Genomic DNA, 16,559 nt, shown 5'->3' on the forward strand with positions numbered 1-16,559 from the left:
AAGGACCTCTCCATGAAGACCCGTCTCCTTGCCCTGGCCCTGCTGGCCGCCGCGTCGCTGGCCCATGCCCAGGCCCCCGAATGGAAAAAGCTGCGCATCGGCGTCGAGGGCGCCTACCCGCCCTTCTCCGAAATCGGCCCGGACGGCAAGCTCAAGGGCTTCGAGATCGAACTGCTGCAGGCCTACTGTGCCGAGATGAAGGCGCAATGCACGTTGGTGCAGCAGGACTTCGACGGCCTCATCCCGGCGCTGCAATCGCGCAAGGTGGATGCCATCTTCGCGAGCGTGTCCATCACCGAGGAGCGCCAGAAGGTCATCGCCTTCTCCAAGCCCTACTACAACACGCCGGCCCGACTGATCGCCAAGGCGGGTGTCAAGCTGGAGCCCACGGCTGCCGGCTTGAAGGGCAAGAAGATCGGCGTGCAGCGCGGCACCACGCACGAGACCTACGCCACCAAGACCTTCACCCAGAGCGAGATCGTGCGCTACGCCAGCCAGGACCAGGTCTTCCTCGACCTGAAGAGTGGCCGCATCGACGCCACGCTGATGGACTCGCCCGCGGGTGACTTCGGCTTCCTGAAGAAGCCCGAGGGCAAGGGCTTTGCCTTCTCGGGCGCGGCCATCCTGGACGACAAGATCTTTGGCGTCGGCACCGGCGTGGGCATGCGCAAGGCCGATGAGGCCACGCTCGCCAAGAAGTTCAACGCGGCCATCGACGCGGTGCAGGCCAACGGCACCTTCAAGAAGCTGGCCGACAAGTACTTCGACTACGACATCGCCCCGCGCACCAAGCAGTGAGGCACCCCGGCGTGGGCTGCGTGAGCAGTCCGCGCCCCACTCGCGTTTTTCATGTTGCTGCACGGATTCCTCCCCAGCCTGCTCGAAGGCGCCGCCGTGACGCTCGGCGTGGCCCTGTCGTCGCTGCTCATCGCCGCACTGCTCGGACTGCTGGGTGCCCTGGCCAAGCTGTCACGCTCGCGCATCGCCCAGGCGATTGCGGGCCTGTACACCACGCTCATCCGCGGCGTGCCCGACCTCGTGCTGATGCTGCTGGTGTTCTACGGCGGGCAGATCGCCATCAACACGGTGGCGCCAATGCTCGGCCATGAGGACTACATCGACATCGACCCCTTTGTGGCCGGCTCGCTGACCATCGGCTTCATCTTCGGCGCCTACCTGACCGAGTCCTTCCGCGGCGCCTTTCTGGCGGTGCCAGCCGGGCAGCGCGAGGCGGGCCTGGCCTTCGGCATGAGCCCGGCCCGCGTGCTGTGGCGCATCACGCTGCCGCAGATGCTGCGCCATGCGCTGCCGGGCATCTCCAACAACTGGCTGGTGCTGATCAAGAGCACGGCCATCGTCTCCATCATCGGCCTGTCGGACCTGATGACGCGCGGCCAGCAGGCCGCCGGCACCACGCGCGAGCCCTTCAGCTTCTATCTGGCGGTGGCCGTCATCTACCTGGTCTTCACCAGCGTGTCGGAGCTGGCCTTCAGCTGGGCACAAAAGCGCCTGGCCATCGGCGTGAAGGAGGGGCGGCTGTGAGCCCCCATCGACAAGACACTGGGGCCGCGTGATGAACTTCGACACGATCCTGGAAAACCTGCCGCTGTATGTGAGCGGCCTGGGCGTCACGCTGAAGCTGCTGACGCTTTCGCTGGCCTGCGGTCTCCTGCTGGCGGTGCCGCTGGCCCTGGTGCGCACGGTGTCGCGCGGCTGGGCGTCGCGTGCCGTCTGGGTCTACACCTACGCTTTCCGTGGCACACCGATGCTGGTGCAGCTGTTCCTGTGCTACTACGGGCTGGCCCAGTTCGATGCGGTGCGCGAGAGCTGGGCCTGGCCCTGGCTGTCGTCGGCCACGTTCTGCGCCTGGCTCACGTTCACGTTGAACACCGCGGCCTACACCACCGAGATCATCGCGGGCAGCATCCGCGCGCTGCCGGCCGGCGAGATCGAGGCGGCCAAGGCGCTGGGCATGTCGCGCGGCCTGATGCTGCGGCGCATCGTGCTGCCCGCCGCCCTGCGCCGGGCACTGCCGGCCTACGGCAACGAAGCCATCTTCATGCTGCACGGCACGTCGCTGGCCAGCGTCGTGACCCTGCTCGACCTGACCGGCGCCGCCCGTCAGCTGTATTCCAAGTACTACCTGCCCTTCGAAGCCTTCATCATGGCCGGCGCCTTCTACTTCGTGCTCACGCTCAGCCTGGTCGGGCTGTTCCGCTGGGCCGAGAACCGCTGGCTCAAGCCCATGATGCGCCGCTGAAGCGCCACACCGCCCATGCCACTCGTTCGCCACCCTCTCCTGTCGCCCGCGCCGGGCACCCAGCGTGAGCTCGTCTCGCTGCACTACGGCCAGCCCGGCGGCCAGAAGGCCTACATCCAGGCCTCGCTGCATGCCGACGAGCTGCCCGGCATGCTGGTCGCGCATCACCTGCGCCGCCAGCTCGATGCACTGGACGCTGCCGGCCAGATCACCGGCGAGATCATCCTCGTGCCCATGGCCAACCCGATCGGCCTGAGCCAGTTCGTGCTGCATGGTCACCAGGGCCGCTTTGAGCTGACGACCGGCGAGAACTTCAACCGCCACTATCCCGACCAGATCGAGGCCGTCGCCCAGGCAGTCGAGCCGCATCTGACGGCAGACGCGGCCGCCAACGTCGCCCTGCTGCGCCGCGCGCTGAAGGACGCCGTGCTGGCCTCGCCGGTGGACACCGAACTGCAGTCACTGCGACGCACGCTGATGGGCCTGTCCTGCGATGCCGACATCGTGCTGGACCTGCACTGCGACGCGCAAGCGCTGATGCATCTCTACACCGAGACGCCCTGCTGGCCCGCGTGCGAGCCACTCGCCCGCTTCCTGCGCTCGCGCGTGGCGCTGCTGGCCCAGGATTCCGGCGACAGCCCTTTCGACGAAGCCTGCTCGCAGGTGTGGTGGAAGTGGGCCGCCCGCTTTGGCCAGCGCTTCCCCATCCCGCAGGCCTGCTTGTCCGTGACGGTCGAACTGCGCGGTGCAGCGGATGTCACGCACGAGCTCGCCGAGGCGGATGCCCGCCACATCATCGACTTCCTGCGCTGGCGTGGCCTGATCGCGGGCGACAAGCCCGCCCTTCCCGACGCCGTGGGCGATGCCCGCCCGCTGGCAGGCAGCATGCCGATCAAGTCGCCCACCGCCGGCGTGCTGACCTTCCTGAAGGACGTCGGCGCCGAGGTCAAGGCCGGCGAGGTGCTGGCCCATGTCATCGACCCCATCACAGCCCAGGTCACCGAGCTCACCAGCCCGGTGGATGGTCTCTTCTTCGCGCGGGATTTCGTGCGTTTCGCCACCGCCGGCATGCGCATTGCCAAGGTGGCGGGTCGCGAGGCCCTGCGCACCGGCAAGCTGCTCGGGGCTTGAGATGACGATCCAGCTTCAAGCCACGAACATCCACAAGCGCTTCGGCGACCGCGAGGTGCTCAAGGGCATCTCACTGTCAGCCAGCCGCGGCGACGTCGTCACGCTGATCGGCTCCTCCGGCTCGGGCAAGAGCACTTTTCTGCGCTGCCTGAACCTGCTGGAGCAACCCAATGAGGGCGAGCTCAGCCTGGGCGGCGAGGCCCTGAAGCTGGTGCGTGACCGCGACAGCAGCCTCAAGGCCGCCGACGCACCGCAGCTGCAGCGCTGGCGCGCCCGCCTGGCCATGGTGTTCCAGAACTTCAACCTCTGGTCGCACATGACGGTGCTGGAGAACGTCATCGAGGCGCCGATCCATGTGCTGGGCAAGCCCAAGGCCGAAGCGGTCGAACGCGCCCAGGCCTTGCTGGCGCGCGTGGGCGTCGCGCACCGCGCCGGTGTCTACCCGGCGCAGCTGTCCGGCGGCGAGCAGCAACGCGTGGCGATTGCCCGCGCGCTGGCGGTCGACCCCGAGGTGATGTTGTTCGACGAGCCGACGTCGGCGCTGGACCCGGAACTCGTCGGCGAAGTGCTCAAGGTGATGCGCGACCTGGCGGCCGAGGGCCGCACCATGATCGTGGTGACTCACGAGATGGGTTTCGCCCGTGAGGTCTCCAACCATTGCCTGTTTCTGCATCAGGGCAAGGTCGAAGAGGAAGGCAACCCCAAGGAGATGCTGCTGCGCCCGCAGTGCGAACGGCTGCAGCAGTTCCTGTCCGGCGGCCTCAAGTAGGCGCCGCGCGTCATGCGGACGCTGCTGTGGCGGGCGCTGGCGCTGCTGAGCGTGGCCCTGGGCCTGATCGGCATCGTGCTGCCCGGGCTGCCCACGGTGCCGTTTCTGCTCCTCGCCGCCTGGGCCGGCGGCAAGGGTTGGCCGGCGCTGGAGGCCTGGCTGCTCAACCATCCGCGCCACGGCCCCGCCATCCGGCGTTGGCGTGAGCGCGGCGCGGTGCCGCGCCGCGCCAAGTGGGCCGCCACCGGCATGATGGGCCTGAGTGCCACCGCCCTGGCCGTGTCACCGGCACCGCTGGCGGTGAAGCTGGCAGTGCCGGCGTTCATGGCCGCCGTGGCGCTGTGGTTGTGGACGCGGCCCGAAGCCTGATCGAGGCGCGTTCAGGCCGGCAGCAGACCGCGGTCCTTGAGCATGGGCTCGACGACCGGGTCACGCCCGCGGAAGGCGCGGAAGGCTTCGCCCGGTTCGCGGCTGTTGCCAGCCGACAGGATGCACTCCCTCAGGCGGGCGGCCACCGTCGGGTCGAACACATCGCCCGCCTCGACAAAGGCATCGAAGGCATCGCAGTCCAGCACCTCCGCCCACAGGTAGACGTAGTAGCCCGCCGCATAGCCCGCGCTGCTGAACAGATGCTGGAAGTGCGTGAGCCGGTGGTTGAGCCCCACCTCGCGGGGCAACTGCCATTGCGCCAGCGTATCGCGCTCGAAGGCCACGATGTCGTCAGGGGCCTGCGCCAGCGCATGCGCGGCCATGTCGACGATGGCGCTGGCGGTGTAGCGCAAGGTCTCGTAGCCCTGGCCGAACTGGCGCGCGGCCTGGAGCTTGGCCAGCAGCGCGTCTGGCAGCGGCTCATCGGTCTGCCAATGGCGGGCGAACTTCTTCAACACCGCCGGCTCCGCCATCCAGTGCTCGTACAGCTGCGACGGCAGTTCCACAAAATCCCGCAGCACCTGCGTGCCCGACAGGCGCTCGTAGGTCACATCGCTCAGCAGCCCATGCAGGCCGTGGCCGAACTCGTGGAAGAGCGTGCGCACGTCGTCGAAACTCAGCAGCGTCGGCTCGCCGGCCGCGCCACGGGCGAAGTTGTTGTTGTTCAGGATGACGGGGGTTGCCCCCAGAGCGCGGCTCTGGTTGCGCAGGGCGTTCATCCAGGCGCCACTGCGCTTGGTGGGTCGGGCGAAGTTGTCCTGCAGGAAGAGCCCGCGCAGCGAACCGTCGGCATTGAGCACCTCGTAGGCGCGCACATCGGGGTGGTAGCCGGCGATGTCGGGCCGTGCCTTGAACTGCAGGCCGAACAGGCGGCTCGCGCAGTCGAACATGGCCGCCACCATGCGGTCCAGCGCGAAATAGGGCTTGACCTCGGCCTCGTCGAGATCGAAGCGCGCGCGGCGCGCCTGCTCGGCGTAGTAGCGCCAGTCCCAGGCTTCGAGCGCATGGTCGGCGCCCGCCGCCGCCATCGCGCCCAGCACGGCCTCGCGCTCGCGGGCCTGGGCGGCAAGCGCCGGATGCCAGACTCGCTCCAGCAGGCCCATCACTGCACCCTGGTTGCGGGCCATCGTGTCTTCGAGCGCGTAGTCGGCATAGCAGACATGGCCGTGCAGGCGGGCCTGCTCCGCCCGCAGCGCCAGGATCTCGCGGCAGATCTCGCGGTTGTCCGTCGAGCCGGTGTCATCACCGCGCCCGACCCAGGCGCGCCAGGCCTGTTCGCGCAGGTCACGTCGCGCACTGAAGGTCAGGAAAGGCACGATCAGCGAACGCGACAGGGTGATCACATGCAGCCCATCGCCCAGGCCCCGGTCCAGCGCAGCCTGCCGAGCCGCGGCTCGCACGAAGTCCGGCAGGCCGGCGAGTTCAGCCTCGGTTGTCAGCCGCAGCTGGTAGTCGCTCTCGGAGGCCAGCACGTTCTGGGCGAACCGTGTGTTGAGTTCGGCCAGCCGGGTCATGACCGCGGCATAGCGGGCTCGGGCCTCGGGCTCAAGCCGGGCGCCGGCACGCAGAAAGTCCAGGTGCACGCGCTCCAGCAGGCGCCGCTGCTCGGCGCTCAGGCCCAGCTCGTCGCGTTCCCTGAACAAGGCATCGACGCGGGCGAACAAGCCCTGGTGCATGTAGACCGCGCTGCCATGTTCCGCCAGCGGGCCGGCCATGGCGCGCTGCACCGACTGCAACTCCGGCGAGGTCGCCGAGGCCGCCAGCGTATAGAACAAGTACTCCAGCCGGGTCAGCTGCCGGCCGCTGGCATCGAAAGCCGCCAGCGTATTGGCAAAACTCGGCGCCTCGGCCTGGCTGGCGATCGCGTCGATCTCGGCGCGGTGTTCGGCGAGTGCCGCCTCGAAGGCGGGCGGGAAGTGGGCGGGCTGGATGTCGGCAAACGGCGGCAGGCCGTGAACGCCCGGCCAGGCTTGCATCAGGGGGTTGCTCATCGAAAGGCTCGTTGGGGAGGCGCTAAAGCAAAACGGGCCGCTCCCGGTGGGGGCGGCCCGTGGACAGACTCAGTGGCCGGCGCGGATCACTTGCCCGCGGCGGCGGCCTTCTCCTTGCGGATGGCCTTCTCGTCGTTCTCGTCGTAGGGCTTGTTCTGGCACTCGGCCTTCCACTTGTCGCTGGCGTCGAAGTGCTTCTCGGTGCGGTCTTCAATGCCCTTGAACTGGGCGTCCAGGGCGTCGACCTTCTCCGAGAAGGCCTTGCGCTTGGTGGCCTGCTCGGCATCGGCGGCCTTGACGGCGTCGATCATGGTGCCAAAGGCCGTGGTGCGAGCGGTGTAGGCGTCGTTGCGGGCCTTCAGTTCGGCCTTGTCGAGCTTGGGCGCCTCGGCGGTCAGGGTCTCGTGGGCCTTCAGGATGGCTTCCTTCTCGGCCTTCACGTCGGCGACCTGCTTGGCCAGCGCGGCCTCGCCGGCCTCGATGGTGGCCTTCTCGGCCTTGAGCTTCTCGGCGTTGGCCTTGTAGGACGCCTGCTCGGCCTTGATGGCGTCGGCTTCCTTGGCGTTGGCTTCCTGCTGGTCGATGCAGGCGCGCAGCTCGTCGCGGCTCATCAGCTTGACCTTCGGCTTTTCAACCACCGGGTTGCTGACCTTGTTGTTCTTCGGGTCGACCTTGGCCTTGGGGTTGTTGGTCACTTGCGCCTGGGCGGCGACGGCGACGACGAGGGTCAGCGGGAGAAGGATGCGTTTCATGTCGATCAGGCAACGCTGGGTTGCGAAGGTTCAGCAGGCGAAGCCGGAATGATGCCACGAGGCTTCCCGCCGATAATGGCGGGCTGCCCTAAGTCAACACTCAGTCACGAACGGTTTCATGGCGCTCAAAGCCACCATCTACAAAGCCCAGCTGCAGATCGCCGACATGGACCGCCATGTCTATGGCGACCACAACCTCACCCTCGCCTGCCACCCGAGCGAGACCGAGGAGCGCCTGATGATCCGCGTGCTGGCCTTTGCGCTGAACGTGCCGGCCGACGACCTGCGCGGGCGCCTCGAGTTCACCAAAGGCCTGTCCGACGTGGATGAGCCCGACCTCTGGCAGCTCGACCTGACGGGCGACGTGGTCCACTGGATCGACCTCGGCCAGCCCGACGACCGGCGCCTGATGAAGGCCCACGGCCGCAGCGAGCGCGTCAGCGTCTACAGCTTCGCCAGCAGCACCGACGTCTGGTGGCGCAACCTGGAGAACAAGCTCACCCGCACGCCCAAGCTGGCCGTGTGGCAGATCCCAGCCGAGCAATCCCAGGCACTGGCCAAGCTGGCCGCGCGCAGCATGCAGCTGCAGATCAGCATCCAGGACGGCAGCGTCTATGTCTCCACGGCCGACGCGTCGGTCGAGATCCATCCTGTCGCCCTGAAGACGCCCGCCGAATAACCGACCTCTCGACGAAGACCTCACCATGTCCACCATCCTGCAATCCGTTCCCGTCGGCCAGAAGGTCGGCATCGCCTTCTCCGGCGGCCTCGACACCTCCGCCGCGCTGCACTGGATGAAGCTCAAGGGCGCCCTGCCCTACGCCTACACCGCCAACCTCGGCCAGCCCGACGAGCCGGACTACGACGAGATCCCGCGCAAGGCCATGCTCTACGGTGCCGAGAAGGCCGTGCTGGTGGACTGCCGCGCGCAGCTCGTGGCTGAAGGCATCGCCGCATTGCAGGCGGGCGCCTTCCACATCAGCACCGCGGGTGTCACCTACTTCAACACCACGCCCATCGGCCGCGCCGTGACCGGCACCATGCTGGTGGCCGCGATGCAGGCCGACGGCGTCAACATCTGGGGCGACGGCTCGACCTTCAAGGGCAACGACATCGAGCGCTTCTACCGCTACGGCCTGCTGACCAACCCGGCACTCAAGATCTACAAGCCCTGGCTGGACCAGACCTTCATCGACGAGCTGGGCGGCCGCGCCGAGATGTCGGCCTTCATGACCGCGCACGGCTTCGCCTACAAGATGAGCGCCGAGAAGGCCTACTCCACCGACTCCAACATGCTGGGTGCCACCCACGAGGCCAAGGACCTGGAGCACCTGAACAGCGGCATCCGCATCGTCAACCCGATCATGGGCGTGGCCTTCTGGCGTGAGGATGTGGCGATCAAGGCCGAAGAAGTCACCGTGCGCTTCGAGGAAGGCGTGCCGGTCGCGCTGAATGGCGTCGAGTACCGCGACCCGGTCGCCCTGCTGGCCGAAGCCAACAAGATCGGCGGCCGCCACGGTCTGGGCATGAGCGACCAGATCGAGAACCGCATCATCGAAGCCAAGAGCCGCGGCATCTATGAGGCCCCGGGCCTGGCGCTGCTGCACATCGCCTACGAGCGCCTCGTGACCGGCATCCACAACGAAGACACCATCGAGCAGTACCGCATCAACGGCATGAAGCTCGGCCGCCTGCTCTACCAGGGCCGCTGGTTCGACCCGCAAGCCATCATGCTGCGCGAAGCCGCCCAGCGCTGGGTCGCCCGTGCCGTGACGGGCGAGGTGGCCATCGAGCTGCGCCGGGGCAACGACTACTCGCTGCTCGACACTCGCAGCCCCAACCTCACCTACGCGCCCGAGCGCCTGAGCATGGAGAAGGTGGAAGACGCACCGTTCAGCCCGGCCGACCGCATCGGTCAGCTCACCATGCGCAACCTGGACATCAGCGACACCCGCGGCAAGCTGGGCGTCTATACCAGCGCCGGCCTGCTGTCGGGTGGTGGCCTCCCGCAACTGGAGTAAACCACTGGTCAGGCATCCAGTAGTGCTGTATAAACTTACAGCACATTTCGTGGAGCTTGACCATGTACCACCAGTACCGCCAAAACTACGTTCCGAGCCGCCCCCTGCCCCGTTGGGTTCAATTGCTGCTGCGCTGGCTCTGAGCGTTCAAAACTCGTCCGCCACCCGCAGTAAGCTCGCAAACCGAGGCTTGCCTGCGGGGGTGACGTCCCGGTAGCGGTAGGTCACGGTGGCGCCCACGGGCGGCGGATTGCGGCGCAACTCATCGCTGAAGCCCGTGCCCAGCTTGAACCGGATGCCGTCAGGCGTTTGCACTTCAAGCGCTCCCATCTGCCCTGCGTAGCGCCCCTTGCCCGGCTCGTGGCCGATGACCACCGCCTCGGCATCCGCCAGCGGCTTGAGCTTGAGCAGCAGGTCACTGCGCCCCGAAGCGACCGGCGCGTCCGCCCGGTGCAGCATCAGCCCCTCGCCGCCGGCTGCGACAACCTCCTTCAGCCGGGCTTGCAGCGCGGCATTGGACGACAGCCGCCATTGCGCCACCGGCACGATCACCGGGTTGGCGAGCGACTGCATCTGCTCGGCGCGCTCGGCAAACCGGCCGCCCGCGCCCGGCAGTTCGAACACGTGATAGCGCACCTGGCGCCATTCGGCATCTACCGGTTCGGTGCGGCGCACAGCGGCGGAGAGTTCGTCAAAGCGCCGCCGCCCCATCCATAACTCGCCGTCCAGCGGCTGCTTCGGCAGCTGCGCGAGAAACCAGGCGGGCGCTGCCACGGTGCGGCCACTGCGAAACCTCAGGGCCTGCCCGTCCCACAGCGCGCGCACGCCATCGAGCTTTTCGCTGACGAGGTAAGCCTGCGGATCGATGCCTGACGGCGCCGTGCGGGCCAGCAGGGGCTCCACCGCGCCCGCCGGCAGGCTGGCCGTGGCGAGCCACCCCAGCCAGACCCGGCGGCTGAGCGCTACACCACCACCGGCTCCGGCTCCAGGCGGATCCCGAAGCGGCCGTAGACGCTCTCCTGGATGGCACGCGCCAGGGTCACCACCTCGGCCCCCCGGGCATCGCCCTTGTTCACCAGCACCAGCGCCTGCTTGTCGTAGACCGCCGCGCCACCCACCGTTTTGCCTTTCCAGCCGCATGCGTCGATCATCCAGCCGGCAGCCAATTTCACACTGCCATCCCCCATGGGGTAGTGAACGATGCCCGGGTCGCGGCCGATGATGTCCCGGCACTGCTCGGCCGTCACCACCGGGTTCTTGAAGAAGCTGCCTGCGTTGCCGATCACCGCGGGGTCGGGCAGCTTGGCGCGGCGCACCGCGCAGATCCAGCCGTAGACCTGCCGCGCATCCGGCGCAGTGATGCCCGTCTCGGCCATCTTGCGCTCAATCTCCAGGTAACCGAGCACCGGCTGCCAGGGGCGCGGCAATCGAAAGCGCACACGGGTGATGACGCTCTTGCCCGCCAGCCCCCCAAAGTCGCTGTGCTTGAACACGCTGTCGCGGTAGCCGAAGCGGCAGACCTCTGCGGGCAACAGCGCAGGCCGCCCGGTGATGAGGTCCATCACCTCCACCGCCTCCAGGCGGTCTTTCACCTCGATGCCGTAGGCGCCGATGTTCTGCACTGGCGCTGCGCCCACGGTGCCGGGGATGAGCGCCATGTTCTCGAGGCCGGGGTAACCGTGATCCAGCGTCCAGCTCACGAGGTCGTGCCAGGCCACGCCCGCGCCGGCCTCGACGATCCAGGCATCGTCGCGCGCCTCCAACAGGCGGATGCCGGGAATTTCCACCTTCAGCACGACCGCGTCGACATCCCGGGTCAGCACCAGGTTGCTGCCACCGCCCAGCACGAACTTGGGCGCCAGGCCCAGGTCCGGGTGGTCCACGACGCGACGCACGTCGGCAGCCTCACGGATGCGCACCAGACGGCGCGCCACAGCCGGCAGGCCGAAGGTGTTGTAGGGCTTGAGGTTGACGTCCGTCTCAATCAGCAGCCCGGGGGCTTCATTCGAGGGGGTCAACGAGTTGGCGGGAGGCAGGGACATGGGAAACTTTGGGACGCGCAGCGCCGTGCATGAACGGCCAAATTTTCGCAGACGCACACCCGACGACATTCACATGCCCAGCTTCGACACCGTTCTCGAACCCGACCACGTCAAGATCCGCAATGGCGTGGACAACAGCATCAAGGAAATCGGCACCCGCTTTGACTTCAAGGGCACGGGCGCCAAGGTGGAACTCAAGGAGAAGGAAATCCACGCCACCGGTGACAGCGAGTTCCAGCTGGAGCAGATCGAAGCCGTGCTCTACGGCAAGCTGACCAAGCAGGACGTCGTCATCAGCTTCCTGGACAAGCAGGACAAGATCGAGAAGCTCGGCGGCGACAAGGTGCGCCAGGTCTACAAGATCAAGGAAGGCATCGAGGCCGCGCTCGCCAAGAAGATCGTGGCCTCGCTCAAGGACAGCAAGCTCAAGGTCCAGGCCAGCATCCAGGGCGACGCTGTGCGGGTCACCGGCAAGAACCGCGATGACCTGCAACTCGCCATCGCGCACCTGAAGAAGAGCTTCAGCGACACGCCGCTGACCTACAACAACTTCCGCGATTGATCATGCGCCGCTTGCTGCCTGCGTTGCTGCTGCTGACGTCGAGCCTGGCGTTGGCGCAGGACCAGCCGCCGACGCAGGTCGCGCTCAACGGCACGCTGGGCTCGCGGGCGGCGCTGCTCATCATTGACGGCGAACCCCTCACGGTGCGGGTCGGGGATGCCGTCAAGGGCGTGAAGCTGCTGTCGCTGGAAGACGGGCGCGCCGTCGTGGAATTCGGCGGCCGGCGCCAGACGCTGGAGCTCGGCGCCGCGCCGGGCCGCATCGCGCCCCAGGCCAGCGAGCCGCGCCAGATCGTGCTGCCCATGGGCCAGGGTGGGCACTTCACGAGCATCGGCACCATCAACGGCCAGGTCACGAGCTTCCTGGTGGACACCGGCGCCACCACCATCGCCATCAGCCAGGTCGAGGCCGAAAAGCTGGGCCTCAAGTACCTCTACGGCAAGCGGCTGGTCACGATGACGGCCAACGGCGTTGTGCCGGCCTACCAGCTCCGGCTCAACAGCGTGCGCATCGGCAGCATCGAGGTGCGTGACGTCGAAGCCATCGTCGTGCCCGGCACCATGCCGCATGTGCTGCTGGGCAACAGCTTCCTGAACCGCTTCCAGATGCGTCGTGAGAACGATGTCATGACCCTGGAGCTGCGGTACTGACCCTGGCCCGTGTCTCGGGCGGGCTTCTGCAAGAATCCGCCGGCCTTTCAGCCGGCCCATCCCATGTCTCGTCAGCACACCCTTCTCGCTTCTCTCCTGGCCGTGGCCTTGTCCGCCGGCGCAACGGGGGCCGCCCATGCGCAGACACCCAAGGAGAAGGCCGCGCGCTACTACGAGGATGCGCAGGCGCGCTTCGACCGCAAGGACATTCCAGGCACCATCATCCAGCTGAAGAACGCCCTTCAGGCGGACAAGACGCTGCTGCCGGTGCAACTGCTCCTGGGCCGCGCACTGCTGATGGACGGCCAGGCCGCGGCCGCCGAGGTGGCCATCACCGAAGCCCTGCGGCTCGGGGTGGATCGCGCCGAGGTGGCCCTGATCCTCGGGCAGGCCCTGCTGGCCCAGGGCAAGCACCAGCAGGTGCTCGACAACCCCGTGCTGGCGCCCGCGGGCCTGCCCGCCGACACCCGCATGAACCTGCTGCTGCTGCGCTCCAAGGCCTATGGCGAGCGGGGTGACTCCGCGAATGCGCTGCAGGCCATCGAAGAGGCGCGCAGCATCGACCGCAACGCGCCTGACACCTGGCTGGCCGAGGTGCCGGTACGCCTTCGTGCCGGTCAGTTCAAGGAGGCCACGGCCGCGGCCGACACGGCGCTGAAGCTCGCCCCCTCGTCCGCCGAGGCCGTCTACCAGCGCGGGACCATCGCGCACCTGCGCTCGGACGTTCCGGGCGCCCTCAAGCTGTACACCAGGGCGCTCGAGCTGGATCCGAGCCACATCGAGTCGCGCATCGCCCGCGCCGGGCTGTACATCGACACGCGACAGGACGCCGAAGCTGCGGCCGACATCGAAGAAGCCCGCAAGCGCTCGCCCCGTGAACCGCGCGCCGCCTACATGAAGGCGGTGCTGCTGGAGCGCGCAGGCGACCGGGTCAAGGCGAAGGCGGCACTCGGCGAGGTGGTGGGCTTTCTGGATGCGGTGCCGATCGAGTTCATCCGCTACCGCCCGCAGATGCTGCTGCTGGCGGGCCTCGCACATTTCGGGCTTGAGGAGTTCGGCAAGGCCAAGCCCTTCCTGGACCTGTTCTGCCGCGCCCAGCCCAGCACGCCGGCCAGCAAGGTGCTGGCGCGCATCTATGCGCAGGAGAACAACGTCGATCGGGCGATTGAGCTGCTCGAGGGCTATCGACGTGCCTACCCGAACGACGGCCAGGCGCTGATCCAGCTGTCGGCCGCCTACATGGCCAAGGGCCGCGCGAACAAGGCTACCGAGTTGCTCGAAGCGGCGCTGAAGACCCGCGACGCGCCGGAGTACCACACGGCGCTCGGCATCGCCCTCAGCCAGAGCGGCGACAGCAGCGCCGCCCAGGCCCAGCTCGAAGCCGCCATCAAGAAGGACCCACGCCAGATCCAGGCCGGCATGGCCCTCGTCCCATTGCTGCTGCGCGACAACCAGGCCGCCAAGGCGGCCCAGCTGGCCGACCAACTGCTGCGTCAGGAACCTGGCAATGCGACGCTGCTGAACCTGGCCGGCGTGGCCAAGGCCCAGGCGGGCGACTTTGGAGGCGCGCGACGCCACTTCGAGGCCGCCGCCATGATCGACAACAAGCAGGTGGCCCCGCAACTCGGGCTGGCACGCCTGGACATCGCGACGCGAGCCTACGACAGCGCCATTCGCCGCCTCAAGGCCATTCTCAAGGCCGACGAGCGCAACGCCGAAGCCACCTACGACATGGCTGTGGTGCTGCAGCGCACGGGCAAGCTGGACGAAGCCCAGCGCTACTTGGAGCGCGCGGCCGAGCTCAGCGGCAAAACCGACCTGCGCGCCGACTACGCCCTCGTCGACCTGCACCTGAAGACCAACCGCCCCGCGGTCGCCCTCGAAAGCGCCAAGGTGCTGCTGGGCAAGGCCCCCGAAGACGTGACGGCGCTGTGCACCTATGCGCGCGTGCAACTCGTCAACGGCGACAACGCCGGCGCGCGCCAGACCCTGATCGCCGCCTCACGCCGTGCCGGCTTCGACCCCGAGCTGCAAACCAGCGTAGCGGCCCTGCAGGTGGCCGCCGGTGACGACGCCTCGGCGGCCTACAGCCTCGACAAGGCGCTGAGCAACAACCCGGACTTTGTTCCGGCGATCGCCTTGCTGGCCGGGGTGGAGTTGCGTCGCAACGACCTCGCCAAGTCGGAAGCCCGGGCGCGGCGCATCATCCAGCTGCAACCCAAGCTCGCCATCGGGCATCAACTGCTGGGCGACGTGGCCCTGGCCCGCGGCCAGTCGCGCCCGGCCATCGATGCCTACCGCCAGGCCTTCAAGATCCAGGCCAGCTCGGCCACGGCGCTGCAACTCGTGCGCATGCTCAGCGCGCAGGGTGAAGCGGCCGAAGCGACCAGCACCGCCAGCCAATGGCTCAAGAGCAACCCGGGCGATGCCGCCATGCACAAGGCCTTGGGCGACCACCTGGCGCGCAACCGTGACTTCACGCGGGCTCGCAGCGAGTACGAAGCGGCCGTCAAGCTCGCACCCAACGACGCGCAGGCCCTGAACAACCTCGCCAATGTGCTGATCAAGCTGAAGGACTACAAGGCGGCCATCAGCACCGCGGAACTGGCGTTGAGCAAGGGCAACAACGAGCCCATCATCGTGGACACCCTGGGCTGGGCCCTCTTCCAGGATGGGCAGATCGACGCGGCACTGCTGCGCCTGCGTGACGCCCGGTTGCGTTCGCCGAGCAACCCGGAAGTCCGCTACCACCTGGCCGCGACCCTGGCCAAGGCAGGCAAGCGCGCCGAGGCCCGGGACGAATTGCAGGCCGCGCTGCGTGAAAACCTGCCGTTCGAGGGCAAGGCGGAGGCCAAGGCCCTGCTGGACACACTCAAGTAAGGGGGCCGCGGGCATCGCGCCGGCTGTCGGGCGCTTTTACACTGCGTCACATCCGACAACCCCCACCAGAGCTAAAGGGTTGATCCAGGAGGAAATTCCCGGCTTGGCACGAACCCTGCTTGGAAGCTGACAACGAAACAACGCTCGCGAAGAAAGCACACATGATGTTCAGCCAAAACAAAAAGCTTGTGATGCAGGGTCTCCTCGGCGCCGCGATGGCCCTCGCCTCGGCGTCCAGCATGGCCGCGTCCAGCTGGGGTCTGGACGGCTGCTCGACCAGCACGGGCGGGGTCAACTACGGCAACGTGTACACCTGCGGCTCCACGGGTGGCACGTCGGCGAACGTGACCGTCTCGGCGTTCGGCTCCAACGCTGGCGTGTATGACGTGGCCTACCTGAAGCAGAACGGCACGAGCTACGGCTTCGGCGTGGCCAGCAAAGACGAAAAGATCAACGTCTCCGCGCCTGACCACTCGATGGACAACAACCCGGGCTCCACGGTGCCGGATTTGATCCTCCTGAAGTTCGACACCAAGGTGGCCCTGAACGCCATCACGCTGGGCTGGTCCCAGAGCGATGCCGACATCACCGTCATGGCCTATGACGGCTCGAGCGCGCCGGTGATCACGGGCAAGACCGCCAGCAATCTGCGCGGCACGGCCGCCCAGGGTTGGACCATGGTCGCCAACTACGGCGATGCTGACCCCGCCGGCGCTACGGGCTACAGCTCCAGCGGCACTGACATCCGCTACGTGAACAGCAGCAACGTCACCGCCAGCTGGTGGCTGATCAGCGCCTACAACGCCGGCTTCGGTGGCGGCACGCTCGACAACCTGACCGACTACGTCAAGCTGCTGGGCGTCTCCACCAAGGACGTGACCAACAACAACAATGGTCGCGTGCCCGAGCCGGCCAGCCTGGCGCTGGTGGGCCTGGCCCTGGTCGGCGCCGCGAGCGCTCGCCGCAAGGCCAAGAAGTCGGCCTGATCGAACGCCGCTCAGCCCAAGACAAGGCGCTCCTCGGAGCGCCTTTTTTTCATGCCTTCGGACAGCCACTCGGCGCCGTGGGGGCT

At 67.6% G+C, this 16,559-nt stretch carries 16 protein-coding genes; 12 read left to right on the top strand and 4 right to left on the bottom strand.

Going from position 1 to position 16,559, the window contains the following annotated elements; genetic code table 11:
• Positions 1-12 precede the first annotated feature (12 nt).
• The 6 genes from CDO81_RS01015 to CDO81_RS01040 are packed head-to-tail and all read left to right on the top strand — an operon-like array spanning position 13 to position 4,529.
• Positions 13-798, top strand: coding sequence for an ABC transporter substrate-binding protein (locus CDO81_RS01015; RefSeq protein WP_088481310.1), 786 nt, complete (start codon positions 13-15; stop codon positions 796-798).
• 51 nt (positions 799-849) lie between these two features.
• Positions 850-1,542 carry an ABC transporter permease gene (locus CDO81_RS01020; protein ID WP_277595995.1) on the top strand — a complete coding sequence of 231 codons (693 nt, stop codon included), beginning with the start codon at positions 850-852 and terminating at the stop codon, positions 1,540-1,542.
• Positions 1,543-1,573: 31 nt separating this feature from the next.
• Positions 1,574-2,260 carry an ABC transporter permease gene (locus CDO81_RS01025; protein ID WP_088481311.1) on the top strand — a complete coding sequence of 229 codons (687 nt, stop codon included), beginning with the start codon at positions 1,574-1,576 and terminating at the stop codon, positions 2,258-2,260.
• A 15-nt stretch (positions 2,261-2,275) separates the two neighbouring features.
• Entirely contained in the window at positions 2,276-3,391 is a 1,116-nt protein-coding gene (locus tag CDO81_RS01030; RefSeq protein WP_088481312.1) for a succinylglutamate desuccinylase/aspartoacylase family protein, read from the top strand.
• Position 3,392: 1 nt separating this feature from the next.
• The gene (locus tag CDO81_RS01035) at positions 3,393-4,160 is read left to right on the top strand and encodes an ABC transporter ATP-binding protein (RefSeq protein WP_088481313.1); all 768 of its coding nucleotides are present in this window, start codon (positions 3,393-3,395) and stop codon (positions 4,158-4,160) included.
• A 12-nt stretch (positions 4,161-4,172) separates the two neighbouring features.
• A complete protein-coding gene (locus CDO81_RS01040) occupies positions 4,173-4,529 on the top strand; it encodes a YbaN family protein (RefSeq protein ID WP_088481314.1) in 357 nt (118 codons plus the stop codon).
• A gap of 11 nt (positions 4,530-4,540) precedes the next feature.
• Here the strand turns inward: CDO81_RS01040 and CDO81_RS01045 are convergent, their stop codons facing one another.
• Together CDO81_RS01045 and CDO81_RS01050 are read right to left on the bottom strand one after the other, a co-directional pair.
• On the bottom strand, positions 4,541-6,580 hold the full coding sequence (locus CDO81_RS01045; RefSeq protein ID WP_088481315.1) for a M3 family metallopeptidase: 2,040 nt from the start codon (positions 6,578-6,580) through the stop codon (positions 4,541-4,543).
• An 86-nt stretch (positions 6,581-6,666) separates the two neighbouring features.
• Positions 6,667-7,332 carry a hypothetical protein gene (locus CDO81_RS01050; protein WP_088481316.1) on the bottom strand — a complete coding sequence of 222 codons (666 nt, stop codon included), beginning with the start codon at positions 7,330-7,332 and terminating at the stop codon, positions 6,667-6,669.
• 118 nt (positions 7,333-7,450) lie between these two features.
• On the opposite strand from CDO81_RS01050, the gene CDO81_RS01055 reads away from it, so the two are divergent.
• Both CDO81_RS01055 and argG read left to right on the top strand, forming a co-directional pair.
• Positions 7,451-8,011 (top strand): YaeQ family protein, encoded by a 561-nt coding sequence (locus tag CDO81_RS01055; RefSeq protein ID WP_088481317.1) that lies wholly within the window; start codon positions 7,451-7,453, stop codon positions 8,009-8,011.
• Between the two features lie 25 nt (positions 8,012-8,036).
• Positions 8,037-9,353 carry an argininosuccinate synthase gene (argG, locus tag CDO81_RS01060; RefSeq protein WP_088481318.1) on the top strand — a complete coding sequence of 439 codons (1,317 nt, stop codon included), beginning with the start codon at positions 8,037-8,039 and terminating at the stop codon, positions 9,351-9,353.
• 147 nt (positions 9,354-9,500) lie between these two features.
• On the opposite strand, the gene CDO81_RS01065 is transcribed toward argG, so the two are convergent.
• Entirely contained in the window at positions 9,501-10,256 is a 756-nt protein-coding gene (locus CDO81_RS01065; protein WP_241516799.1) for a DNA ligase, read from the bottom strand.
• A gap of 59 nt (positions 10,257-10,315) precedes the next feature.
• Positions 10,316-11,395: a UDP-N-acetylmuramate dehydrogenase gene (murB, locus tag CDO81_RS01070; RefSeq protein WP_241516800.1), complete on the bottom strand. Its 1,080-nt coding sequence runs from the start codon at positions 11,393-11,395 to the stop codon at positions 10,316-10,318.
• Positions 11,396-11,468: 73 nt separating this feature from the next.
• On the opposite strand from murB, the gene CDO81_RS01075 reads away from it, so the two are divergent.
• From CDO81_RS01075 to xdp1, 4 genes are all read left to right on the top strand, one after another.
• Entirely contained in the window at positions 11,469-11,957 is a 489-nt protein-coding gene (locus tag CDO81_RS01075) for a YajQ family cyclic di-GMP-binding protein (protein ID WP_088481319.1), read from the top strand.
• A gap of 2 nt (positions 11,958-11,959) precedes the next feature.
• Positions 11,960-12,607: a retropepsin-like aspartic protease family protein gene (locus CDO81_RS01080; protein WP_241516801.1), complete on the top strand. Its 648-nt coding sequence runs from the start codon at positions 11,960-11,962 to the stop codon at positions 12,605-12,607.
• 63 nt (positions 12,608-12,670) lie between these two features.
• Positions 12,671-15,487 carry an XrtA/PEP-CTERM system TPR-repeat protein PrsT gene (prsT, locus tag CDO81_RS01085; RefSeq protein WP_088481320.1) on the top strand — a complete coding sequence of 939 codons (2,817 nt, stop codon included), beginning with the start codon at positions 12,671-12,673 and terminating at the stop codon, positions 15,485-15,487.
• Between the two features lie 191 nt (positions 15,488-15,678).
• Positions 15,679-16,473, top strand: coding sequence for an exosortase-dependent surface protein XDP1 (gene xdp1, locus CDO81_RS01090; protein WP_158218127.1), 795 nt, complete (start codon positions 15,679-15,681; stop codon positions 16,471-16,473).
• Positions 16,474-16,559 lie beyond the last annotated feature (86 nt).

The sequence above is a fragment of the Roseateles puraquae genome, from assembly GCF_002205845.1.
Lineage (GTDB): Bacteria > Pseudomonadota > Gammaproteobacteria > Burkholderiales > Burkholderiaceae_C > Pelomonas > Pelomonas puraquae.

Excerpts from the sequence above, each read along its gene's own strand:
- CDO81_RS01015 (WP_088481310.1), top strand. The coding sequence starts at position 13 with ATGAAGACCCGTCTCCTTGCCCTGGCCCTGCTGGCCGCCGCGTCGCTG.
- CDO81_RS01020 (WP_277595995.1), top strand. The coding sequence starts at position 850 with ATGTTGCTGCACGGATTCCTCCCCAGCCTGCTCGAAGGCGCCGCCGTG.
- CDO81_RS01025 (WP_088481311.1), top strand. The coding sequence starts at position 1,574 with ATGAACTTCGACACGATCCTGGAAAACCTGCCGCTGTATGTGAGCGGC.
- CDO81_RS01030 (WP_088481312.1), top strand. The coding sequence starts at position 2,276 with ATGCCACTCGTTCGCCACCCTCTCCTGTCGCCCGCGCCGGGCACCCAG.
- CDO81_RS01035 (WP_088481313.1), top strand. The coding sequence starts at position 3,393 with ATGACGATCCAGCTTCAAGCCACGAACATCCACAAGCGCTTCGGCGAC.
- CDO81_RS01040 (WP_088481314.1), top strand. The coding sequence starts at position 4,173 with ATGCGGACGCTGCTGTGGCGGGCGCTGGCGCTGCTGAGCGTGGCCCTG.
- CDO81_RS01045 (WP_088481315.1), bottom strand. The coding sequence starts at position 6,580 with ATGAGCAACCCCCTGATGCAAGCCTGGCCGGGCGTTCACGGCCTGCCG.
- CDO81_RS01050 (WP_088481316.1), bottom strand. The coding sequence starts at position 7,332 with ATGAAACGCATCCTTCTCCCGCTGACCCTCGTCGTCGCCGTCGCCGCC.
- CDO81_RS01055 (WP_088481317.1), top strand. The coding sequence starts at position 7,451 with ATGGCGCTCAAAGCCACCATCTACAAAGCCCAGCTGCAGATCGCCGAC.
- argG (WP_088481318.1), top strand. The coding sequence starts at position 8,037 with ATGTCCACCATCCTGCAATCCGTTCCCGTCGGCCAGAAGGTCGGCATC.
- murB (WP_241516800.1), bottom strand. The coding sequence starts at position 11,395 with ATGTCCCTGCCTCCCGCCAACTCGTTGACCCCCTCGAATGAAGCCCCC.
- CDO81_RS01075 (WP_088481319.1), top strand. The coding sequence starts at position 11,469 with ATGCCCAGCTTCGACACCGTTCTCGAACCCGACCACGTCAAGATCCGC.
- CDO81_RS01080 (WP_241516801.1), top strand. The coding sequence starts at position 11,960 with ATGCGCCGCTTGCTGCCTGCGTTGCTGCTGCTGACGTCGAGCCTGGCG.
- prsT (WP_088481320.1), top strand. The coding sequence starts at position 12,671 with ATGTCTCGTCAGCACACCCTTCTCGCTTCTCTCCTGGCCGTGGCCTTG.
- xdp1 (WP_158218127.1), top strand. The coding sequence starts at position 15,679 with ATGCAGGGTCTCCTCGGCGCCGCGATGGCCCTCGCCTCGGCGTCCAGC.